General features: G+C 65.9%; 22 protein-coding genes and 1 pseudogene. 10 read left to right on the top strand and 13 right to left on the bottom strand.

Annotation, left to right across the window (positions count from 1 at the left end):
• Positions 1–14: 14 nt before the first annotated feature.
• The 3 genes from CXR03_RS05285 to CXR03_RS05275 form a co-directional block, all read right to left on the bottom strand.
• Positions 15–686, bottom strand: a complete 672-nt coding sequence (locus tag CXR03_RS05285) for a hypothetical protein (protein ID WP_104102412.1) — start codon at positions 684–686, stop codon at positions 15–17.
• Between the two features lie 90 nt (positions 687–776).
• Positions 777–3,440 carry a S1 family peptidase gene (locus CXR03_RS05280; protein ID WP_146070461.1) on the bottom strand — a complete coding sequence of 888 codons (2,664 nt, stop codon included), beginning with the start codon at positions 3,438–3,440 and terminating at the stop codon, positions 777–779.
• Positions 3,441–3,661: 221 nt separating this feature from the next.
• Positions 3,662–4,219 carry a CGNR zinc finger domain-containing protein gene (locus tag CXR03_RS05275; RefSeq protein WP_104102409.1) on the bottom strand — a complete coding sequence of 186 codons (558 nt, stop codon included), beginning with the start codon at positions 4,217–4,219 and terminating at the stop codon, positions 3,662–3,664.
• Between the two features lie 138 nt (positions 4,220–4,357).
• Between CXR03_RS05275 and CXR03_RS05270 the strand changes: the two genes are divergently transcribed.
• Positions 4,358–5,326, top strand: a complete 969-nt coding sequence (locus CXR03_RS05270) for a DMT family transporter (protein ID WP_104102408.1) — start codon at positions 4,358–4,360, stop codon at positions 5,324–5,326.
• Between the two features lie 39 nt (positions 5,327–5,365).
• On the opposite strand, the gene CXR03_RS05265 is transcribed toward CXR03_RS05270, so the two are convergent.
• The 6 genes from CXR03_RS05265 to CXR03_RS05240 form a co-directional block, all read right to left on the bottom strand.
• Positions 5,366–6,919, bottom strand: coding sequence for a long-chain fatty acid--CoA ligase (locus tag CXR03_RS05265; RefSeq protein ID WP_104102406.1), 1,554 nt, complete (start codon positions 6,917–6,919; stop codon positions 5,366–5,368).
• 159 nt (positions 6,920–7,078) lie between these two features.
• Positions 7,079–7,927 (bottom strand): glycosyltransferase family 2 protein, encoded by an 849-nt coding sequence (locus tag CXR03_RS05260; RefSeq protein ID WP_104102405.1) that lies wholly within the window; start codon positions 7,925–7,927, stop codon positions 7,079–7,081.
• Positions 7,924–8,943 carry a glycosyltransferase gene (locus CXR03_RS05255; protein ID WP_104102403.1) on the bottom strand — a complete coding sequence of 340 codons (1,020 nt, stop codon included), beginning with the start codon at positions 8,941–8,943 and terminating at the stop codon, positions 7,924–7,926. The genes CXR03_RS05260 and CXR03_RS05255 overlap by 4 nt, the downstream gene beginning before the upstream one ends.
• A complete protein-coding gene (locus CXR03_RS05250; RefSeq protein ID WP_104102401.1) occupies positions 8,940–10,007 on the bottom strand; it encodes a glycosyltransferase in 1,068 nt (355 codons plus the stop codon). The genes CXR03_RS05255 and CXR03_RS05250 overlap by 4 nt, the downstream gene beginning before the upstream one ends.
• A complete protein-coding gene (locus CXR03_RS05245; protein WP_146070460.1) occupies positions 10,004–11,101 on the bottom strand; it encodes a glycosyltransferase in 1,098 nt (365 codons plus the stop codon). Before CXR03_RS05245 ends, CXR03_RS05250 begins: the two co-directional genes overlap by 4 nt.
• Before the next feature lie 244 nt (positions 11,102–11,345).
• Positions 11,346–12,230 carry a dihydrodipicolinate synthase family protein gene (locus CXR03_RS05240; protein ID WP_104102398.1) on the bottom strand — a complete coding sequence of 295 codons (885 nt, stop codon included), beginning with the start codon at positions 12,228–12,230 and terminating at the stop codon, positions 11,346–11,348.
• A 289-nt stretch (positions 12,231–12,519) separates the two neighbouring features.
• Between CXR03_RS05240 and CXR03_RS05235 the strand changes: the two genes are divergently transcribed.
• From CXR03_RS05235 to CXR03_RS05210, 6 genes are all read left to right on the top strand, one after another.
• A complete protein-coding gene (locus CXR03_RS05235; RefSeq protein ID WP_104102397.1) occupies positions 12,520–14,013 on the top strand; it encodes a SulP family inorganic anion transporter in 1,494 nt (497 codons plus the stop codon).
• Between the two features lie 17 nt (positions 14,014–14,030).
• A complete protein-coding gene (locus tag CXR03_RS05230) occupies positions 14,031–14,540 on the top strand; it encodes a methylated-DNA--[protein]-cysteine S-methyltransferase (protein WP_104102395.1) in 510 nt (169 codons plus the stop codon).
• A gap of 87 nt (positions 14,541–14,627) precedes the next feature.
• Positions 14,628–15,143, top strand: a complete 516-nt coding sequence (locus CXR03_RS05225; protein ID WP_104102851.1) for an RNA polymerase sigma factor — start codon at positions 14,628–14,630, stop codon at positions 15,141–15,143.
• Between the two features lie 74 nt (positions 15,144–15,217).
• Entirely contained in the window at positions 15,218–15,787 is a 570-nt protein-coding gene (locus CXR03_RS05220) for a methylated-DNA--[protein]-cysteine S-methyltransferase (protein ID WP_104102850.1), read from the top strand.
• Positions 15,784–16,470 (top strand): alpha-ketoglutarate-dependent dioxygenase AlkB, encoded by a 687-nt coding sequence (locus tag CXR03_RS05215; protein WP_104102394.1) that lies wholly within the window; start codon positions 15,784–15,786, stop codon positions 16,468–16,470. The genes CXR03_RS05220 and CXR03_RS05215 overlap by 4 nt, the downstream gene beginning before the upstream one ends.
• Positions 16,470–17,426, top strand: coding sequence for a DNA-3-methyladenine glycosylase (locus CXR03_RS05210; protein ID WP_104102392.1), 957 nt, complete (start codon positions 16,470–16,472; stop codon positions 17,424–17,426). The genes CXR03_RS05215 and CXR03_RS05210 overlap by 1 nt, the downstream gene beginning before the upstream one ends.
• Here CXR03_RS05210 and CXR03_RS05205 read toward each other — a convergent pair.
• Positions 17,407–17,790, bottom strand: coding sequence for a DUF1304 domain-containing protein (locus CXR03_RS05205; RefSeq protein WP_237688627.1), 384 nt, complete (start codon positions 17,788–17,790; stop codon positions 17,407–17,409). The two genes, CXR03_RS05210 and CXR03_RS05205, sit on opposite strands and share 20 nt — an antisense overlap.
• 248 nt (positions 17,791–18,038) lie before the next feature.
• On the opposite strand from CXR03_RS05205, the gene pstS reads away from it, so the two are divergent.
• The 3 genes from pstS (at position 18,039) to CXR03_RS05190 (ending at position 20,771) form a co-directional block, all read left to right on the top strand.
• Positions 18,039–19,154 (top strand): phosphate ABC transporter substrate-binding protein PstS, encoded by a 1,116-nt coding sequence (pstS, locus tag CXR03_RS05200; protein WP_104102390.1) that lies wholly within the window; start codon positions 18,039–18,041, stop codon positions 19,152–19,154.
• Between the two features lie 113 nt (positions 19,155–19,267).
• Positions 19,268–19,468, top strand: a complete 201-nt coding sequence (locus CXR03_RS05195) for a hypothetical protein (protein ID WP_237685543.1) — start codon at positions 19,268–19,270, stop codon at positions 19,466–19,468.
• Positions 19,469–19,499: 31 nt separating this feature from the next.
• On the top strand, positions 19,500–20,771 hold the full coding sequence (locus CXR03_RS05190; RefSeq protein WP_181034494.1) for an AI-2E family transporter: 1,272 nt from the start codon (positions 19,500–19,502) through the stop codon (positions 20,769–20,771).
• A gap of 4 nt (positions 20,772–20,775) precedes the next feature.
• Here the strand turns inward: CXR03_RS05190 and CXR03_RS18230 are convergent, their stop codons facing one another.
• The 3 genes and pseudogenes from CXR03_RS18230 to CXR03_RS18825 form a co-directional block, all read right to left on the bottom strand.
• Positions 20,776–20,922, bottom strand: a complete 147-nt coding sequence (locus CXR03_RS18230; RefSeq protein ID WP_181034493.1) for a hypothetical protein — start codon at positions 20,920–20,922, stop codon at positions 20,776–20,778.
• Between the two features lie 270 nt (positions 20,923–21,192).
• On the bottom strand, positions 21,193–21,879 hold the full coding sequence (locus CXR03_RS05185) for a lantibiotic dehydratase C-terminal domain-containing protein (RefSeq protein ID WP_104102387.1): 687 nt from the start codon (positions 21,877–21,879) through the stop codon (positions 21,193–21,195).
• Positions 21,880–21,892: 13 nt separating this feature from the next.
• A pseudogene (locus CXR03_RS18825) lies at positions 21,893–22,147 on the bottom strand (lantibiotic dehydratase C-terminal domain-containing protein); the annotation flags it as partial.
• Between the last annotated feature and the right edge of the window lie 92 nt (positions 22,148–22,239).

Raw genomic sequence — 22,239 nt, 5'->3', positions numbered from 1 at the left:
AGCCAGTTGCCCGTTTACGGTCCGTTTGTGGCGAGGGGGGTTGCGGGGCCGCTGGACTCCTCCACAATGACCTTCACCGCCCCGGTAGGCTGCTGGGTAGCTACGGCATCGGTCAGGGGCTGGACCTGCTCTGCCGGAACGCGGACCGTGATACTGCCGGTCCGTCCGCTGGTGCCGAGCCAGTGCAGCTGGACCTGCGGAGCCGAGTCCGTGCCCAGCCAGGTCTTGAACGCATCCACAGCATCCCTGAGCTGGTCAGCCGTGAACTGGGCCAGGTAGGGAACGGCTCCGGCTTCCGTCACTGCCGCCTCGGCTTCCGGGGTGGTAACGGCCACGTGGAGTTGGTTGTCCTCGATCCAGGCATCGGAATATGCGGAACCAAGATCGGTTTTCAGCTGTGTGTGCAGCTGCAGGAGCTGGGTCATGTTTTCATCCGTTGCTGTGTCGGGGCCAGAGGGCGTGGCCGGAACGGCGCCCGTCGTCCCGGCGGCGGTGCTGTCCGGTGCGGCAGCGGTTGCCGGGGTTTTGGGATTCGCTGATGAGTCTGCGCCCGCGGAAGCCGGGGAAGCAGAGGGCCCCTGAGACTGTGGATCCTGTCCGCAGCCGCTGAGGAGCAACAGGACAGCGGTGGCCAGCGCCGCAATCGGTGCCGCAGCGGCGCCGCGGGTCTTTTTCGGGATGGACATCTTGCCTCCTGGGTTTCCAAGTACGAAATACCAAAGCGGGCCCCGGCACAAGGCCGGGACCCGCTTTGGTGTTTTCACGCTAGCTGCAGATTAGGCGTCCTGCATCCGGCGGCGGTTCATCAGCAGGGCGCTGATGCCACCGATGGTGAGCAGTGCGCCTGCTCCGGCAAAGAGGCCCATGCCGGCAGCGCCGGTGTCGGGCAGGCCGTCACCGTTGTTGTCCGGTGCCGGGGCGGGCGCCGGTGTGGTCGGCGCGGGGTCGCCCGGCTGGGGAGCCGGCGGCACTACAGGCGGTGCCTGCTCTTCGACGACTACTGCCTTGACCGTGAAGGCCATGTCAGTGGACGCAGAGGTTGCGCCTGAGAGCTTCTGCACGGCGGAAACCTTGTAGTCACCAGCAACCAGGGCGGGGAAACCGTTGACGCTCCAGGCGCCGTTGTCGGCAACAGTTGCAGTCAGTGTGGTGTCACCGACGGTGACGTCAATCTCCGCATTGGCGGTACCGGTACCGGACATGCCGCTGGGGGTGGAGCCCTCAGTGAACTCCTGGCCGTTTTCGATCGAGGTGATGGCCGGAGCCATCAGGACGACGGCGAACTTGGACGTTGCCTCCACTGAATCTTCCTTGCCGTCGATTCCACCCTGAGTCGCGCTCACGGTGTAGTCGCCGTAGGACAGTGCCTCGTCCAGCTTGTATTCCCAGTTGCCGGCGGTATCGACGGTGGCGGTGCCGGTCTCTTCAAAAGCTTCGACCGCGAGTGTTTCGGCGGTGTCAGTTTTCTCGGCGTCTTCGACAGTCTTGCTGCCGGAGACCTTCACAGTGACCTCGGCCGTGGGAGCGCCGGTGCCGGTGATGGTCGTCAATGAATCAGCGATCTGTGCGCCGGCAGCCGGGTTGGTGATGACCGGAGCAGCCAGCGGGGCTTCCTTGACGGTGAGCTCGTAGGTGACGGTCTTGGACTTGTTGAAGCCGTTGACTGCCTGGACCTTGAACTCGAACTTGCCGCCTTCGGGAACGGTGGCCGGAGCCGGGAAGCTCCAGGTTCCGTTCACAACGTCCAGGTCCGTGCTCTCACCGTTAATGGTGAGCTGGACCTTGGTGCCGGTGGCGGTTCCGGTAATGGCCTCGCCCGTCAGAACGGTGCCCTTGTCCTCATGCGAAGTCAAAGCCGGAGCGTCAACAAAGACGGCAACGGTGTAGCCGTTCAGGTAGCCCAGGCCGTCCGAGAGCGAAGTGGAGAACATGCGCTCCACACCTTCACGCGTGCCCACGGCACTGTTGATGCCCATGGCGTTGGGACCCGAGATGGTGGATCCACCGGAGTCGCCCGGCTGCGCGTTTGCGGTCAGAGTCGACTCGAAGCCGAGAACGCCGCGGATGTCTTCCTGTGTGCCTTCATGGCCGCCGACATAGAACTCGCCGACGGCGGTGACGTCGCCGCAGCTCCAACCGGTGGTGCGGCCGGACTTGCACACGGGTGCGCCGACAACTGCGTCGGTGGTTCCGGTGATCTTGGTGGTGGCTGCGGTGAGGTCCGCAGCATCTTCCCACTGGGTAACCTCGGGCAGCAGATCCAGCTCGCTGTTGATGCCGTCGATGACCGCAACATCCGTACCCACGTTGGCACCTGTCTCCAGGTCGATCGGCGAGTTGTTGGCGCCGCCGAACTGGGAGAAGCCCCAGGTTCCGAGGTCAGCTGCGGGAGTGAACTGGTCGTTGCCGCTGGCGTTGTCGCCCCGGGGATCGGTGAGGACCACGTCTGTGGCCTCTCCATCCTGGCTGCAGTGCCCGGCGGTGATGACAGCAGGGTCACCGGTAGGGTTGAAGCCGTTGAAGCCGATGGAGCATGTGGCGTAGGACCCGCCGCCCATGGGGCTGGCGTAACCCTGGCCGTTGACCACGTCATCCACGGGGGTGGCTGTACCCGAGGAGTCGGAAACAGTGACGTTGAGGTACTTCTCGGCAATGGCGTCAACCGGAGAGCCGGCTACTTTGGCCAGTTCCTTCGCGAGCACGGAGCTGCCGAGGGTGGCGTCCCTGTCCACGCTGATGACGTAGCCCGTGCCGTTCCACATGATGGACTGCAGGCCCACCACGCCAACGTTGGCAATGTAATCGGCACGGATTTTTTCGATGTTGGCGCGGTAGTCACCGGAGAGGCTGACCGGAGCGGCCTTCTCTTCCTCAACGGCGGGCGCTTCAGTGGCCTCGGCGCTCGGAGCCTCGGCCGCCTCAACGGGAGCCGGAGCTTCTGCCGGAGCCTCAACCTCGGCCTCCTCGGCGGCAGGAGCCACCAAAGTGGCGTCCAGCTTGAGGGCAAGAGCCTCAAGGGACTCACCCGAACCGGTGATGACAATCTTGCCGTCTTCGATGGCAATGCCCACGTAGCCTTCGGTGGCCTGGAGCTCAGGAAGGGCATCTGCTGCCTTCTTGCCCAGCTCGCCGGCTGCCTCGAATTCCTCGACTGTCATGCCGAGGTCGCGCAGAAGGGCTTCGGCCAGGCCGGGAGCCAGGGTTCCTGCCTCTTCGGCGGGAGCTTCTTCTTCAGCGGGAGTGGCCTCTTCGACAACCGTTTCTTCAACGACGGTCTCGTCAACCGGCGCTTCGGCGGTTGCGGTGGCTGGTGTGATGTCCGGCTCTGCGGCCGGAGAGGCGATGGCCGGCGAAGCGATAAACGCTCCGCTCACCGCCAGTGCTGTTGCGGCGCCCAAGGCGCCCACGCGTTTGTAAAACGCGCTCGAGTTGTCCTGCAATTGAAACCCCCATTTTGTACTGGCACAGACCGCATCCCCGTAATTGGCACAGGGGTAACCCTGGCCGGACCATCGCGGAATCGAGACTGTGTTGAATGGCCGTTCGCCATGACGGCGGACGAAGCTCAACGTGATCATAGCCGCAGGTGACTAAACTAACAAGACCACTTACCAGCTTTGGGGGACAGCGGGGGCAAGAAAACCCGTGCAGGCTTCTGCGGTCAGCGGACAGCCTGCTGTGTTGCCGCCCGCCGGCTGCGGTAGGAGCGAACATGCTCTCGGTTTCCACAGTTTCCCGTGTCGCAGTAACGCTTGGACCGGTTGCGGGTCAGGTCGAGGATGACCGCCGCGCAGTCCGGAGCGGCACAGGTTCCCAGCCGGTCCAGCTCGCCGCCGCGCAGGACGTCCGCCAGTGCCATGGCAGCCTCCGTGGCGAGCCGTTCCTCCAGAGGCGCCGCGGGCGAGGTGCAGTGCAGATGCCATCCCCACTCGTCGTGGCGGACCACCTGCGGCAAAGCGCGGGCGTTGCGCAGCAATTGGTTCACGCCGACTGCCAGGCGCTCTTCGTCCGCTGTCCACAGCTGACGCAGTCCGGTCCGGAGATGCCGGACCGCTCGCAGTTCCGCCGCGGTATGCGTGCGGGACCCGCTGAAACGCTCCCGGGCCAGGAATATGTCCAAATCGGCAGGGGTGAGCAGGGCATCGGGACCGGTTGCTGCGGTGTTGATAAGCGCTGCCACCGTGCTGAGCGAGTCCGCAGTGTCATGTCCTAAAGCCATTATGATTCCTGACATGTTGGTAACAGGGTCTTCTCAGTGTAATGGTCTAGGGGTCAGAATGAACCTGACAGGTCCCGAGGGACTCTCTTCTGCCCTCTTGGAGGCATCGTGAAACGTTACGCGGGTAAGGGGCCCACGATGGCTGACAGTTCCGGGAGTACCGGAGGGCCGGGCAGCACGGGCATTGCGGTTGCCCTCTTGTCCTCTGCCGTCTTTGGTCTCTCGGGGTCGTTTGCCAAATCTCTGCTGGAAACGGGGTGGACGTCCACTTCGGCGGTTGCCGTCCGCATGGGCGGTGCCGCCCTGGTGCTGTTCATCCCGGCGCTGCTTGTGCTGCACGGCCGCTGGCATCAGGTCCATGAGAACTGGAAAACCATCCTTGCGTTCGGATTCATTGGCGTCGCGGGCTGTCAATTCTTCTACTTCAATGCAGTGGAAAGGTTGTCAGTAGGTGTGGCACTGCTCCTGGAGTTCCTGGCACCCGTGCTCATGGTGTTGTGGATCTGGGCCGCCACGCGGCGGCGGCCCGGGCTGAAGACCATCGGCGGAGCCCTGGCGGCAATCGCCGGACTTGTGCTTGTACTGGACATCGGCGGGGAGGTGCAATTGGATCCGGTGGGTGTCCTCTGGGGCCTGGCGGCGGCAGTGTGCCTTGCCATCTACTTCTTCCTTACCGCCAGGCAGAACGACTCCCTGCCGCCGCTCGTGCTGGCCACCGGAGGAATGATCGTGGGGGCGGCCACCATGGTGGTGCTGGGCGCCGTGGGCATTCTTCCCACCGGTTTCAGTACCGGCGACGTGGTGCTGGCCGGCCGGGTGGCCCCGTGGTGGGTTCCGCTGGCGGGTCTGGTGCTGTTCTCGACGGTACTGGCCTATGTCACCGGGATTGTGGCAGCACGGACCCTCGGATCCCGCGTGGCCTCGTTTGTGTCGCTGACCGAAGTGCTTTTTGCGGTGCTTTGGGCCTGGCTGTTCCTGTCCGAACTGCCCGGCACCGTGCAGCTGATCGGCGGTGCCCTTATTGTTCTGGGTGTGGTGCTGGTCCGCTCCGACAAAACCGCCGGTATGCCCGGGGAGGCTTTGCCGGAACCGGACCCGTCGGCCTGAGGCCCGCCGCCCGCTTGCACGCTGCGGCGGGTCCGTCGACTAAACCTGCGGTTCGACCTGCGCCTCGTTCGCACCCGCTGCCGCATCCACCCGGATCTCGCGCTTGAGGATCTTGCCCGTGGGGCCCTTGGGCAGGGCGTCGGTCAGCAGCACCCGCCGGGGATACTTGTAGGCTGCCAACCGGTCCTTGGCGAAGTCACGGATCTCAGCGAGCAGCGCTGCCCGGGCGCCGTCGTCGGCAGGCAGGACGTCCTCCTTCAGGCCCACCACTGCCACAATTTCCTCGCCGTGCAGTTCATCGGGGACACCAATGACGGCAGCTTCCGCGACGGCGGGATGCTCGTACAGCACCTCCTCAACCTCGCGGGGATAGACGTTGTAACCTCCGCGCAAAATGACGTCCTTCTTGCGGTCCACAATGTAGAGGTTTCCGGCCTCGTCGACCCGGCCCAGGTCTCCGGTGCGGAACCAGCCGTCCGGAATGGCCGCCTGCGTTGCTTCGGGGTTGTTCCAGTACCCCTTCATCACGCCGGTGCCCTGAACGGCAAGCTCGCCGACTTCCCCCACCGGCAGATCAGCGCCGTCCTGGTCCACCACGCGCACCAGCATGCCGTCCACCGCCTTGCCGATGGAGCCGGCCCTGCGGTCCGGGCCCGGCAGATTGAAGGAGACCACGGGTGAGGTTTCGGAGAGGCCGTAGCCTTCCAGCAGTTGAGTGCCGAAAACCCGTTCGAACTCATGCAGCACCTCCAGCGGCATGGCTGAGCCGCCCGTTATCGCTCCGCGGAGAGTGGAAACATCAGTCGCAGCCAGGTTCGGATGACGCAGCATGCCCACGTACATGGTGGGGACGCCCTCAAAAATGGTGACGCCGTCGCGCTCAATGATCTCCAGTGCCTTTCCGGCATCGAACCTCGGGAGCAGGCTGATCGAGGCTCCGGCCATGACCGCGGAGTTCAGCGCTGACGTCTGGCCGAACACATGGAAGAACGGCAGTCCGCCGAAGATGACGTCCGATTCCAGGGTGTGCAGCAGGTTCCGTGAGATCTCGGCGTTGCTGACCAGATTGTTGTGTGTCAGAGCGGCGCCCTTCGGCCGTCCCGTGGTGCCCGAGGTGTAGAGAATGACGGCGATGTCCTCCCCGTCCACGTCCTGCACCTCAGTCACCGGGTCAGCCTCAGCCAGCAGCTGCAGGAAGCCGCCGGCGTCCACGGGGATAACCTCGATGCCGCCGGCTTCCTCGGCGCCGCCCACTGCTTCGGCGGCAATACCCTCCCAGGCAAAAACCAGCTTCGCGCCGGAATCCTGCAGGTGATAAGCCACTTCGCGTGCTTTGAGAAGCGGATTCATGGGCACCACCACGGCGCCGTAGCGAAGCACCCCGTAGTAGGCGAAAGCCATCTGGGGAATGTTGGGCATGATCAGGGCAACCCGGTCTCCCGGTTCAATCCCGCGGTCCGCGAGGACGCCGGCGACTTTTGCGCTCATGGCATCGAGCAGCGAATACGTGACCGTGGTGTCGTCGAGTTTCAGGACCGGGCGGTCCGGAATCCGGGCTGTCGTATCGGTGAGAATTCCGGCGAGGTTTTGCATGAAGATCTCCTTTGATCAGACATGGAACCGGGTCAGCATCCTACTGGCAAATGGGTGACCAGCGTCACATACTGAGCGGTATGTACGCAGTGTAACCTGCCCGGACATCTTCTGACGGGGTGGTGCGGTGAAAATTTCCGCCGCGGGAACACGCTCCGTTCAGGCGGGTTGTCCAATCTGATCGGTGAGGGTGCAGGGCGTTGTCCCGTGCCCGCCCTTAATGAGCCCCAGTTCACGGAATCCCTGCAGCCAGCCGCCCATGGGCCAGGCGCCCCAGCGGGCATGGAACAGGTTGGCGTTCCGCACAATGTCCGCCAGGTGCTGGACGGGTGGATCCTGAGTGGGATGGAACTGGTGGTAGGCCCGTGCCGCTCCGACCCAGGCCAGGCCGGCCCCGGCCCGTCCGGCCAGGCGTGCAAAGTCGGTGTCCTCGCCGCCATAGCCGGTGTAGTCCTCGCAGAACCCGCCGATCCGATCCCAGGTTGCCGCCGTGACGGCAAAGGACAGGGACCAAAACAGATCCGGGTTGTCCTCAGGGATGATTTCGTCCGGTTGCGGGGCAGGCCGGGCAGGGTGCGGCGAGTCCAAATCGTGGAGCCGGTCCAGACAGTAGCCCTCAGGCCCGGGCGGCTCCAGATAGGTGACCGGGCCACAGAGCAGCCGCCCTGCGACGGTGTCATCCTTGGCTGCCGCAGCGTAGCCGGCCACCAGGTCCGTTCCGGGGAGACAATCGACGTCCAGGAAGAGCAGCAGGTCAGCGCCGCGCTGCAGTGCTGCACGCGCCCCGGCGTTCCGGGCCTTGGCCAGCGGCAGCGCCGTGTCCGTCCGGGGGAGTTCGACGACGGTTCCGGGCAGGCGCGGGTCCGGGAAGGAAGCAGCAATTTCGGGGTCATCCATGGCGACGAGCACGTAGTCATCGGGCAGCTGCGAGGAGCGAAGCAGCGCCTGCTGTTGCGCCGCCAGATGTGCGTGCCGGCCGTGCACCAGGGTGATGACAGTGACCTTCACGGCGCCGCTCCCGCCGGGACAGGTCTTGGTGCGGCCACGTCAGCGATGACCTGCGCGGCGCGGGACGCTCCCTGACCGTCGTTCCAGACAGCCCAGCCGCGGCCGTCCAGTTTTTCGGCAGCTGCCAGTACCTGGGCCCAGTCACTTCGGGCGAAACTGCGCGAGACGATGACGGGGAGTCCGGGCATCCGGGACAGTGCCCGGCCGGTGGTGAACTGTTCCTGATGTGGCCGGTCCAGGGGGACGATCACTGCGGGTACACCGGCAGCGGCGGCATCCGCAACGGCGCCCTGCCCCGCGTGGGTAACCACCAGGGAAGCATCCCTGAGATGCGGGAGAGGATCCGCGGTCCGGTTTCCGGGGTTTGTCCCCAGCGCAACCCAGTCCACACCGGGTGTCTGGCGCCGGGCGTCCTCGATGTCGGCGTCATTCATCCCTCCGCCGCCGGCGCCGCCCAGCACCAGGACCCGCGTGACAGGCCCGGGCGGCCGTCCGGGCCGGACCGGGATGCCGGAGATCGCGCCGACAGGGACCAGTTTTCCGCTGACGCAGTCATCTGAGACGGCGAGCATGTCCGGGGCTTCAGGTGGCCAGGCCGAAATCACGGCGTCCGAAATTCCAAAACCGAGCGTGTGGGCAGGGTCCCTGCGCAGCCCGGGCAGCGCCACGGAGACCACGGGAACACCGTGCAGCCGTGCCAGCAGGGCGGCTTCAACCGAGACGTCGGCAACCAGAACAGCCGGAGCAGCCTCCCGCAGCCAGGCCGACAGCTGTCCCATGCGTTCGCGCAGGCCGGCATCGTGCAGCGGCACCCAGTGCAGCCGGCCATTGGCATCCACGGACGCCGGTTCCGAACCGGTGTCATCCCGGTCCAGCTGGATCCACGGGTTGTCCCAGCCGCCCGGCCGCGGGAGGGAGGACAGGGCCGTCACGCTTCCGGCCGGCAGGTGCGCTGCGATTGCCTGGGCCCGGCGCAGGTGCCCCATGCCCTGATGATGGATGTAGTAGCCGATCATGCTGTGACCATCTGCCGGCTGGCTTCAAGAAGCAGTGCTTCGTACTCGTCCACCATCCGCTCATGGGAGCAGAACGTCTCAGCCCGGCGCCGCGCGGCGTTCCGGTCCAGGGCGGACGCCTCGCGCAGGGCCACGGCAAGGGCGCCGACGTCGTCCGCCGGCGCAAGCCGGCCGCAGTCCGGAGTGAGGATTTCGGGCAGGGCGCCCCGCTCGAAGGCGGCAACCGGGGTGCCTGCCGCAAGGGCTTCGGCCGCCACCAGGCCGTACGGCTCATCCCAGCGCGGGGTTACGAGCGCTGCACAGGCGCCCTGGACGGCCCGGCGCAGATGGGAATGGTCCAGGTGTCCCAAGTAGCGGATGTCCTTGCCAAGATGCGGGCGGACTTCGGTTTCGAAGTAGCTGCTGTCGAAGACCGGACCGGCCAGGTCCAGGGGGATTCCGGCGGCTTTGGCCGCCTGGATGGCAAGGGCCGTTCCCTTCTCCGGCACAATCCGGCCAAACCAGATGGCGGAGCCGCCGCCGGGGCCCTGCTGCCAGCGCCCGGTGTCGATACCGTTCAGGATGGCCGTGCTGTCCACCAGGTCCGCCCAGGCATTTCGGGTGTGGGAACTAACGGCAATAAACCGCGTGGCGTCGCCGCGCACACGGATTGCCGACTCGATCCATCCCACCGGAGGCGTGTGCAGGGTGGTGATCAGCGGAACGCGGAGCATTCGGGACATCGCGATGGGCAGGTGGTGGATGCTGGTATTCAGGACGGCGTCGTACTTTTCATGCCCGTGTTCGGCCAGGTCGAGCATGAGCGAGAGATACGCATGATGTTCTGCCATCCACTGCTCGGGGAGGGCTCCGACGTCGTTCCGTGCCGTCTGGCTCATTTCGAAGATCGGGATGTCGAGGAAGTTTACCCGGAGCTCCGGGTCGGAACCGGCCGCTGCGAAGAGGGTGATGTCATGCCCGCGGGCCGTCAGGGCGGAGACCAGGGCGTGGGTGTGCGCCTCCAGGCCACCGGCGAAGGGTTCGCTGATGGGGAAGCGGGAGGGACCGATGATGCAGAGCCTCATTGCAGCACACCGCTGCGCTCGAGGAGCTCCGCGTAGAGTTCCGCATGACGGGCGGCAATGGCGTTCCGCTGCTCGGCCCGGGCGCGGGGCTCAAGCGGCACGGACGGGCCGGCGTGCCGTGCGGCCCGGACGGCTGCTTTCAGGGAGGCGGCATCCAGTCCGTCCTCATTGTGGGAGTAACCGAACACCGGACCTTGATCTGCATAGAATCCGCAGTCGGGTGCGGCCACCGAGGTGCCGAGGTCCCGGCAGGCTTCCAGCCAGCCCGAATGGGTGCCGAAGCGGTAGGGGAGCACTGACAGATCGAGGGCGGCGAGGTAGTCCCAGAGTTGATCGTCCGGCAGGAAGTCGTGGATGTGCAGTTCGAGTTCGCCGGAACGGGACTTTCGTTCGAGAAACTGCGCCAGCTCGGCGTCGTACCGTGCACCGCCGGGCTCCAGGACATCGCAGTGCCCGTTCACCTGAACCACCATGCCGCCGTCTTCCCGCGCGAGTTCCAGCAGCACCCGGATCACCGGCAGGGGGTCCATGCTGGCCCTGAGACTCTTGACGTGCACGCCCACGCGGTAAGGGCTGCCGGTCCCGGCCTCCTCTGCGCGCCGGGCATAATGCGCCATGGTTTGGGGTTCGACGACGTGCGGATGGGCAATGACGTCCGGGCGGCGGCCCCAGCGGTGTTCAATTTCCGCTGCGGCACCCTTGGTCAGGGTAATCAGCGCGTCAGCGCCGGGAATCAGGACATCCAGGTGGGCGTCGTGGGCCGCGGGGGACTCGTGGTGCGGGTTGCGAAGATCATGCACGGTGTAGACCAGCGGCTTACCGTTCCGCCGGAGCGCCGCCACCACCTCCTGCAGGTCCCGGGGGTCCAGGGCGTCGAAGCCGAAGTGGATGTGGAACACATCGAAGAGATCCGCGTTGGCGTCAATCCACTGGGCGGAGAGCATCACCGGGGGCCACCATTTGCCCGTGGCCGGGTTGTCCGGTGAGTCCGGGTCCGGGTCCGGGAGGCGGACAATCTCGGGGATTTCCGGCGCAGTTCCCGGCAGGGGGTCCAGATGGCGGACGTAGACGTGTCCGGAAGGAATGCTCGCCACCCGTATGGAGTTCCGCGGCTGCAATCTGTGACCCCGCTTCTTCAAGGCGCCGTGGCCGGTAAGAACCGGGAGCGGCGCGGGAGATGAAATAGTAAGTACCGTTAGTAATCAATAGCATACGGACGCTGGAAGGTGGCAAAGCTGTATATGGACGCGGTGACAAACCCTCTGGCGGGCTGAGCGGCGGGATCGTTGCCTACCGGACGGAAATCAAGCAGACCGTGCTGGGTGGACTGCGGGGCGGTTACGCGAGTTCCAGCTTCTCGACGACGCCGGCAAGGTGCCTGCGTTCCCGTACCCCCAGCCCGCGCACCGGCAGGGGGAGGCAGTTTCGGTGAGCCAGGCCCAGCTGCTCGGCGACGGCCGCAATGACGCGCAGGCTCCCGTGTTCGGCAAAAAGCTCCCACAGCGGTGTCATCCGTGCGGACTCGGCTGCCGCGTCTGCGTGCCGGCCTTCCTGTGCTGCACGCATGATCCGCACCATCTCGCCGGGCAGGGTGCCCGCGGCGGCTGAGTACCACGCGTCGCACCCGGCGGCGAGTCCCCCGGCGGCAGCCGCATCCCCGGAGATTCCGACGGTTACATGGTCCGGAATCACGGCACGGACGGCGCTGACCCTTTCCGGTGCGGCTGCGGCGGATACCGGAGGGATCTTGATCGACGCTATTCCGGGCAGTTCCGCAATTCTGCCGTAAAGTGCGGTGCTGAAAGTGAAATGGGTCGTGCCGGGATTGTCATAAACAATGACCGGCACATTGGAGGAGTCCGTGACTTCCCGGAAAAGGCCGTAAACGTCGTCGTCAGTCAGGGACTGGTAACTCACCGGAGCCAGCAGGATCCCTGCGGCGCCTGCTTCTTCCGCGGCCCGGACATGGGCCAGGACCTCGGAAGTGCGCAGCGCCCCGACCCCGACGATCAGCGGCTTCGATCCAGCATTTGCCGCGGCCAGCTGCACCACGCGCCGGCGCTCCCCGGCGCTCAGATAGGGGTAGGAACCGGTGGAGCCCAGCACCGCGATCGAATCGACGTCGGACGCGGCCAGCCGCACCATCAGGCGGACAAAAGCACTTTCATCCACGGCGTCATTGTGCAGCGGTGTCAGGGGAAAAGCGCTCAGGCCGGTAAACAATGCACGCTCCCTCCGATTCTGTGCAGCGAACACACTTTCCGCTGCGCATTAGTATGCATTATGTTCCCAGACAAAGACGTTCCGGAGAGGTCAGGTCCTGGCCGTAGACCATCACTGCCCTCCTCACAGAGCCCGGGCCAGTGTGACATCGGCCGCCCGCGCCGCAGAGCCGGATCGGAGGGTGCCTGAGCGGCGGTAATCTGGAAGCGGATTCGACGCACGGCCCCGCACACCCCGTCCCGGCCACCGGATCCTCCCAGCACATCCGAACGGAACAGCCTTGCCCGCTATGACACCAAGTGCACCTGCCCCGGCCGCCCGGCAGTCCGTCCTGTCCACGCTGCGCTCGCCGCGGCTGCTGAAAACCGAGGTCCTGGCCGGACTCGTGGTGGCCCTGGCGTTGATCCCCGAAGCAATCGCGTTCTCCGTGATCGCCGGCGTGGATCCGCGGATGGGTCTTTTCGCGTCCTTCACCATGGCAGTCACCATCGCTTTCGTGGGCGGCCGCCCGGCCATGATCTCCGCTGCCACCGGCGCCGTCGCCCTGGTCATCGCCCCGGTGGTGGCCAGCCACGGCGTGCAGTATCTGGTGCCAACGGTCATCCTGGCCGGCATCCTGCAGATCCTGCTGGCACTCGCCGGCGTCGCCAAGCTCATGCGCTTCATCCCGCGCTCCGTGATGGTGGGCTTCGTCAATGCCCTGGCCATCCTGGTGTTTTCCTCCCAGCTGCCCGAGCTGATCGGGGTGCCGTGGCTGGTTTACCCGGTGGTCGCCGTCGGGCTGGTCATTGTTTTCGGCCTGCCCCGGCTGACGACGGCGGTGCCCGCACCGCTGGTGGCGATCGTGGTGCTGACCGTTGCCGCCGTCGCCGCCGGCTGGAACATCCCCACGGTGGGGGACAAGGGGTCGCTGCCCGACAGCCTGCCCGCACTGCTGTTTCCCGACGTGCCGCTGACCCTCGAGACGCTGCAGATCATCGCTCCGTACGCCGTCGCCATGGCCTTTGTGGGCCTGCTGGAATCCCTCCTGACCGCCAAATTGGTCGATGACATCACCGACACCCGGTCCTCCAAGCCGCGGGAGGCCGCCGGACAGGGCATCGCCAACATCGTCACCGGATTCTTCGGCGGCATGGGCGGCTGCGCCGTCGTCGGGCAGACCATGATGAACGTCAAGGCCTCGGGTGCCCGCACCCGGATTTCCACTTTCCTGGCCGGAGTGTTCCTGCTCATCCTGGTGGTGGCACTCGGGGACATCGTGGCGCTGATCCCCATGGCGGCACTCGTGGCCGTGATGATCTTCGTCGCCTGGGCGGCCTTTGACTGGCACAGCATCCGGCCCTCCACCCTGCGCCGCATGCCCAAGTCCGAAACAGCCGTCATGGTCATCACCGTCGTGGCCACGGTGTTCACCCACAACCTGGCCATCGGCGTCGGAGCGGGAACCCTCGCCGCCATGGTGCTGTTCGCGCGCCGGGTGGCGCACTTCGTCACCGTGCAGCGCGCAGCGGCGGACGACGGCGGCACGGTCACCTACACGGTGAGCGGCGAGTTGTTCTTTGCCTCCTCCAATGACCTCTACACCCAGTTTGAATACGCCCTGGATCCGGATGACGTGCTGATTGACCTCAGCGCCTCGCATGTGTGGGATGCCTCGACGGTGGCCGCGCTGGACGCCATCACGGAAAAGTACCGGAGCCGGGGCAAGACCGTCCGCATCACCGGTTTGAATGACTCCTCCGACGCCATCCGTTCCCGGCTCAGCGGCCAGCTGGGCGGCTAAGGCGCTACGCTCGGCTCATGAGTGCCGTGCATGCCGTCATCCCTTCGCCCATCGGGTTACTGACCCTGGTGGCCGACGGCGGTGCCCTCACGGCGGTGTACATGGAGAACCACCGGCGCGGACCTGCGCCGGACACGCTGGGGGCGCCGGTACCCCTGGACGCTGCCGCTGTCCTGGTGCGGACGCGGGACCAGCTGGGCGAGTACTTCGCCGGTGACCGGCGGGAGTTCGACCTGCCGCTCGCCCCGGTGGGAAATCCGTTCCGGCAGCGGGTCTGGGCCCTCCTGCAGGAGATTCCCTTTGGCGCAACGCGGTCCTACGGCGACCTGGCCCGCGAGCTGGGCGATAAAAACCTGGCCCAGGCCGTCGGTTCAGCAAATGCGCGCAATCCGGTTTCCGTCATCATTCCCTGCCACCGGGTCGTCGGCGCGGCCGGTGCGCTGACCGGCTATGCCGGCGGACTGCAGCGCAAGCACTTTCTGCTGGGGCTGGAGGATCCCCGGCGGGTCCAGGACGTGCTGTTCTGAAACCCGCGGGCGAGCCCGTGCGGTGAGACCATGGGAGCTGAAACCGGAGCCTACTCACAAAAGCTGTTTCGGAAACGTCTACCGGGTGTGGAAGTGAAACCGTTCGAAGCCATTGTCAGGGAGCACGGCCCGGCCGTGCTGCGGGTCTGCCGTGCCGTGCTGGGCCCCCAGGACGCCGAGGACGCCTGGTCGGAAACGTTCCTGGCAGCGCTGCGCGCCTATCCCGGGCTGCCGCCGGGAGCCAACATCCAGGCCTGGCTGGTAACGATCGCCAAGCGCAAGGCCATAGACGTCCACCGTGCCGCCGGCCGGCGGCCGGTGCCCGTCGGTGAACTGCCCGAGACCGCGTTCCGCCCGGGGTCTGTTGCCCGTGCCCCCGGAAACGGCAGTGCACCGGAGGGCTCCGAGTGCTTTGACCCGCTGTGGGAGGCACTCAAAACTCTGCCGCAGCGCCAGCGTGAAGCCCTTGCGTACCACCACCTGGCAGGCCTGCCCTATGCCGAGGTGGCAGTGCTGCTGGGTGGAACCGAGGCAGCGTGCCGTCGGTCGGCAGCGGACGGCATGAAGAAACTGCGCAGCCTGAACCTGGAGGAGTCCCGATGATCCCGCTGCAGGACAACCCACTACAGGAAAGCCCGCTGGAACGCCTGATTCAGGAGCCGGGACCCGGACGGGAGATGGCCGACCGTGACACCCTGGGCCGGCTGCAGAAACGTCTGGGGGCTGCCGCCGAGCAAGCCGGGCTGCTGGATGTGGGGTACACAGTTGTTGAGACCCCGGTGGGGAAGCTGCTGCTGGCCGCCACGCAGGCAGGCCTGGTACGGGTGGCCTTTGACTGCGAAGACCATGACGCCGTGCTGGCCGTGCTGGCCGAACGCATCAGCCCCCGGATCCTGGCCGCACCGGACCGGCTCCAAGTCGCCGCGGCTCAGATCACCGAGTACTTTGACGGAGCCCGCCGCACTTTCGACCTGCCCCTGGATCTGCGGCTAACGGCAGGTTTCCGCCGCTCTGTCGTGGAGCGTCTGCGGGACATTGGCTACGGATCCACTGCAACATATTCGGCCGTTGCCGCCCTGGCAGGAAGCCCCGGCGCGGTCCGAGCCGTCGGGACCGCCTGCGCCCTTAACCCGCTGCCCGTGGTGGTGCCCTGCCACCGGGTGGTGCGCTCGGACGGCAGCACGGGCGGCTACCGCGGCGGCCCAGCTGCCAAACGGCTTCTGCTGAACTTGGAGGCAGCCGCATGAACAATGCACTCTTTCCGCCCGAACGAACCGAACCGGGGCCGGGCGCCGTCCACGTACCCGGGTGGCTGGACCTGGCGGCCCAGCGGGAGATTGTCCGGGCCTGCCGGCAGTGGGCGGTGGGACCGGTGCCCATGCGCGCCGCCGTCATGCCTGGCGGGCATCCGATGTCGGTGCAGACGGTATGCCTGGGCTGGCACTGGCAGCCGTACAAGTACACCCGCACTGCGGACGACGCCGGCGGCGGACGGGTGGCCGATGTGCCCGACTGGCTGATCACCCTGGGCCGGCGGGCGTTGGCCGAAGCGTACGGCACCCCCGGCCGGCCCGGTTACGCCCCGGAGCTGTGGAAGCCCGAGGATTACACCCCGGACACGGCGCTGATAAATTACTACGCGCACGGCGCACACATGGGCATGCACCAGGACAAGGATGAGAAGTCCAGCGCCCCCGTGGTTTCCCTGAGCATCGGCGACACCTGTATATTCCGCTTTGGGAATACATTGACCAGGACCCGGCCGTTCACCGATATTGAGCTGAACTCCGGTGATCTTTTCGTGTTTGGCGGCCCCTCCCGGTTTGCGTACCACGGTGTGCCGAAGACCTTTCCGGACACAGCCGACCCCGCTTCCGGACTTGCCCGGGGCCGGATCAACATCACCCTGCGCATGACCGGTTTGTCCTGATGCCGGCGCTGACGCGGAGTGTCCGGCACGTTCTGCCCTGCGCCGAACCGTTCGCCTGGCAGCCGCTGTTCCGCGCTCTTGCGGCCCACGCAGTGCCCGGGATGGAGCGCGCGGAATACGACGACGGCGGGGCGTGGGTGGAGCGCCTGGTTCCCGCGCCGTCCGGGCCGGCTCTGGTCCGCGTCCGGTTCGGCCATCCGGGCGCCGTGGAGGCAGAGCTTTCCCTGGATGGGGCGACTCCGGCTAAGGCCCGGGGGCAGGAAGAAGCCGCGGTGCTCGCATTGGTTCGGCGCTGGCTGGATCTGGAGGCGGATCCCGCCGTCATTGATCCGTTTCTCTCCGGTTTTGACCTTCTGGCGCCGCTGGTGGCGGTGTCCCGGGGTTTGCGGGTGCCGGGATCGGTGGACGGCTTCGAGACCGCAGTCCAGACGGTGCTGGGCCAGCAGGTCTCGCTGGCGGCTGCCCGTACTTTCGGCGCCCGGCTCGCGGCATCCTACGGCGGTGCCGAACGGGACGGGCTGCGTTCCTTCCCCTCGCCTGAAGAGCTGGCTGCCGTGCCGCCGTCGGAACTGCAGCTGGCCGTGGGGCTGACGCACGCCCGGGCACGCACCGTCACCGCGCTGGCCGGAGCAGTGGCTTCCGGGCTGGAGATCAGCCCGGAAGCTGACGCGGGATCAACCCGGAGCGCACTGCTGGCGCTGCCGGGAGTTGGGCCCTGGACCGCCGATTATCTTGCGGTGCGTGTCTTCGGTGACCGGGACGCGTATCCGGCCGACGATCTGGTGCTTAAGCGGGCGCTGGGAGTTGCGACGGCGCGTGCGGCGGCGGCGCTCTCCGAACCTTGGCGGCCGTGGCGTGCCTACGCCTTGTTCCACCTGTGGACTGCAGCTGCCTACGGGGTTGCCCGAACGGAAAAGACAAGCGACAAGAGCACCGTCAGGCACCGAGCAGGGTGAACGCGAGGCAGACAAGGGCCGGCCCGCCCTGAATAAGGGCCGGACGGATCATCCGGCGGTTGCTGAACACCAGGACCAAAGCGGCCAGCACCATTGACGCAGCGGCAAAACTCATCAGGGTCAGCCCGGCCACTCGGCTGCCGGCCCCGAGCAGAACCACACCCAGCATCGCCCCCACGGCCAGGAAGAGGTTGTAGAAGCCCTGGTTGTAGGCCAGGCCCTGGGTGTAGGCAGCTTCCTGCGGAGTGGAGATTCTAAACACCGCCATGGTTGCCGGCGCAGTCCAGCGCAGGGATTCCAGCACAAAGATGTACAGATGGATAGCCGCGGCTATCACGGCAAAGACGGCTGCGGTAATGAGCACTTTGACTCCTCCTGGGCCGATGACAGCTGATTCCGGGTCCGGAATTCCGTCCGGGAACAATAGAGGCAGCCGTCGCGGTCTTTCCATCGTTTCACCGGCAGTGCGGGCGGCCAAGGGCCGGAAGGTCTTTCGGTTGGCGGAGGAGTGGGAATGGCCGCTAGCCTTGAAGAGGCGCCCGGTCTTTCCTCCGGGAGCTCGTTTGGGCACATAAACCGCCCACAGTCACAGTCCCCGGAAGGACAGCCTCCGTGCCGAAACCCCGTCCCGCCCGCACCCTTGCCGTGGTTGCCGCCGCCGCGCTGGCGTTGTCCGCCTGCGGATCGGACTATCCACTGGGCGACGCGCAGCGCGAAGCAGCGGAAAACAGCACCTCCACTCTCTCCGGCATCCTTTCCGGCTCCGGGTCCAGCGCCCAGGGACCGGCCATGGACGCCTGGATTGGAGGCTTCGGCCTCCTGCACCCGAAGGTTCAGCTGCAGTATTCCCCGGACGGTTCCGGCGCCGGCCGCAGCGCCCTCCTGGCCGGGGCCGTGGATTTTGCCGGCTCGGATGCCTATCTGCAGGAGGAGGAAATGGAGCAGGCCCGCGAAGTCTGCGGCCCGGGCGGCGCCCTGGATATTCCGGCCTACATTTCACCGATTGCCGTGGCCTTCAATTTGCCGGGCATCGATTCCCTCAACCTGGACGCCGCAACCATCGCGCGGATCTTCCGCGGCGAAATTGTCAGGTGGAATGATCCCGCCATTGCCGGGCAGAATCCCGGGGTTGATCTCCCGGACCTCCCGGTGACCCCGGTCAGCCGGGCCGATGACTCCGGCACCACCGAGAACTTCACCGAGTACTTGCATGACGCCGCTCCTGATGCCTGGCAGGACAGCCCTTCGGGGACATGGCCGGGCGGTTTGGGCGGTGAAAACGCACAGGGGAACGCCGGCGTGGTCAGCACGGTGACCCGCACCGAGGGTGCCGTGACCTACGCGGACGATTCCGTCATCGACGACTCCATGGGCACCGTCAATCTGCTGGTCGGGGAGGAGTACGTCCCCATCAGTGCAGAGGGCGCGGCAATCGCCGTCGAGCAGGCCAGCCGCGTTCCGGACCGCGGCCCCCATGACATTGCCCTCCACCTGGACCGCACCACCACGGTCCCCGGCGCCTATCCGCTGGTTCTTGTTTCCTACCAGATCTACTGCAGCGGCTATGAGGATCCGAACACGGTGGAGCTGGTAAAGGCGTTTGGGCTGTACGTGGTCAGCGACGAAGGGCAGGCGGCCTCGGAGGACGCTGCCAAGAGTGCTCCCATCCCGGCAACCCTGGCGGAACAGGCCCGCGAGTCCATCGAAAGCATCGGCACCCTGCCCTAGCTGGGGCACGTCGGCCGCCTGTCACCTTGGGCGGCCGCCACTTAGGCAACCCCCCTTGCGCGGTCCGGACCGCGGTGGCAACGTTGTTTCACCGCGAGTTTAAGGGGGCAGCAATGCAACCGATCCAGATCGAGCGCTGGTGGCCGTATCTAGACGGTTCGGCCAAAATGTGGCTGCGGGAGAACCTTCGTGACGAAGGCCTCCCACGAAAGGTGCAGGACCGCATCGCGGAAGCGGGCGGCCCGGTGATTGAGCCGATTCTTGGGGAACGGGACTGGGTCTTCATCGAAACCCAGCCGCAGTTGACGGAATAACTTCCCCTGCCGGGTGAGGCAAGATGGAACGGTGACTACGACCGATTCTCCAGCCTCGCCGCCCCAAAAATCTTCCGTCGAAGCGTCATCAGCGGCCGCTGCGGATTCCGGCAGCGGCAGGTTGAAGCCCCGCGGCACCTTTGCCCGCGGCCTCGCTGCATCATCGGTATGGGTTGCCCGGGGGCTGATCGTGCTGGCCGGGCTGGTGGTGGTGTGGTTCGGTATCCGGTCGCTGTGGTCCATCGCTCTTCCCGGGCTGCTGGCCCTGCTGCTGTCCTCAATCCTGTGGCCGGTGAACCGGGTTCTGCGAAAGGCGCTGCCCAAGGGGATTGCCGCACTGCTCTCCCTCGTGGGCCTGCTGGCTGCGGTCGCCGCCGTGGCCGTGCTGGTGCTTCCCTCAATCTCATCCGGCTCGAAAGAACTGGTCCGGCGGGCAGGGGAGAATCTTCAGGATCTCAGCGACTTCGTTGCCGGGCTTCCCTTCGCCGTCCAGACAGTTGACTTCAATGAACTGCTCGACGCCGGTCTGGCACAGCTGCGGGAACACAGCAGCGACATCATTTCCGGTATTACCGCCGGGCTGGGAACCGTCACCTCTGTCACCGTGGTGTTCCTGCTAACCCTGGTGTTCACGTTCTTCTGCCTGAAGGACGGGGACAAATTCCTGCCCTGGGCCAGCCGCTGGACCAACAACCAAGCCTTTGTGCACGCGGTCCGGGTGTCCGAAGAGGCATGGAAAACCCTGTCCGCCTACATCTTTGCCCAGGCAACCGTAGCTCTCGCAGATGCCGTCTTAATTGGCCTCGGCCTGTGGTTCCTGGACGTGCCGCTGGCCCTGGCCCTGATGGTTCTGATCTTCTTTGCCAGCTTCATACCCATTGTCGGAGCCGTGGCCACCGGCGTCCTGGCCACCATGGTCACCCTGGTGGCGCACGGATGGGTGACAGCGCTGATTGTCCTTGGTCTGGTGCTGGTGGTGCAGCAGCTGGAGTCCAACATCCTGCAGCCCTTCCTCGTGGGCAAGACCCTGAAGCTGCATCCCGCCGTCGTGCTGGGAGCCGTCACCGTCGGAAGTACGCTCTTTGGCATCGTCGGCGCGTTCCTGGCGGTCCCGGCCACCGCCGTCGGCATTGTGGTGCTGCGGTATCTGCGGGACCAGTCGCTGACCCCGGCCAACGCCGCCGTGTCGGGTGAGGTGCCGGCTGCGGCCGGGTCGGACGAGGTTCACGGACCGCAGCCGCAGCCTCCTGAGCCCGTTGAGGCTCAGGTGTCGCCGGACGCTGGCCGGCCCGGCAGCGTGTGAAAGGCTAACTGCGGAAGATGTAGTTGGGCTCGTATTTGGTGGAGCCGGAGACGCGGTGCACCCGCTGAGTGCAGAAGGGGTCGTAGACCTCAATCTCCAGCCGGGCAGTCACCGGATGGGGATGGTAAATGCAGGTGCAGGAGAAGTGCATGCCCGGGGCCGCCTTTCAGATTCCCGTTTACCGTGTTGCGTGCCGCGGGAGGGCACGCGCTTCATCCCTTCATATTTTGTCAAAGGGAACAGGCGGGGAAAAACGGGCCGGAAACCTGCGTTGACCGGTTAAAGGACGGCTTAAAGAGGCGGGGCGCCTCCGGTGGTCTCACTTCCGGAGGCGCCCCTCGCGTTGCCCTATTAGTATCACCAATTGACCTGTGAAGATCCTGAAAGTGCTGCGGTAATGGCGGGCGCCGCAGGCTTTTCCCTAGGGGGCCATCCGAAGGAAGTCCGCTTCACGTTCCTTGCTCCAGGACCGTGCATATAGTCCCAGCCCGGCCTCGTCCCGGACGGATATGCCCAGCCGGTTCAGCATGAGGCGGCTTTGGTACACGGTCAGCTGCTGGGCGCTTCGGCTGGCCCTGACCTTGTCCGCCCGGTACAGGTAGGTGTCGATGGCCCGGGACCAGCGCTTGCGCCAATTGTCCACGGCCGGCTCCGAAGCTGTTGCGGCCATCAGCCGGTGGGCCGGAAGGATCCGCGGCGCCAGCTGGGACGTCAGGGCGTTGCGCATATGGGCAGCCTGGGGGCCGGATCCCGCGGTGCAGCTGCGAAGATGGCTGTCCCAGTAGAAGTCCCACGAAATGGCCCGGCGGTCCGCCCAAACCGGGGACCGCGGCCCGCGCATCATGGCGTAGCCGGCATCAAAGAGAAGAAGGGCGGCCAGGGAAGACCGGCTGTTTACCTTCGGAAAGCGGGATGTTGCCCAAGCCGCCAGATCAGAGGACAGCTCGAAGACCTCCTCTGCCAGAGCCAGTCCTTCGGCCCCGCCGTATTTTGCCAGATCGGATTCGGCTCGGGGGGAGACGGGCCCGTAGTCCCACCGTGTGGGTATGGCATCCTCCCGGTATTCGGAAGTCTGCAGCTCCCCGAGACGGGGGGGCGGCCTGGTCAACGAGTGCGCGCATCAGGGATTCCAGCCGGTCCAGGACCCGGGGAGAACCAAGGATCCGGACCTGAATCAAGGGGTGCGCCGGGTCCATGCACCGCGTATGGAACCACCGCTGGGCGCCCCAGGACCTGCCCTGAGCTGCCAGTGGGATGACAACGTCAGCAAGGACGGCGTCGCACAAGTCCGTATCTGTAGGCTGGATGGTCAGTGACCACCACTCGGCTCCGTTGGTCAGCGGCTTAACCTGTTGTGCTGCTGCTAACTGGCTCATTGGAGATCCTCCCGTTTGTGTCATGCCGAAGGTGACTTCCGGCCTTGGAGAAAAGAGATTGAAAACCGCTGTCCATCCGGCCTGGGGCAAGT

Source organism: Arthrobacter sp. 08Y14 (assembly GCF_002929455.1).
Lineage (GTDB): Bacteria > Actinomycetota > Actinomycetes > Actinomycetales > Micrococcaceae > Arthrobacter_B > Arthrobacter_B sunyaminii.
This window is presented reverse-complemented; position numbering and strand designations above follow the sequence as displayed.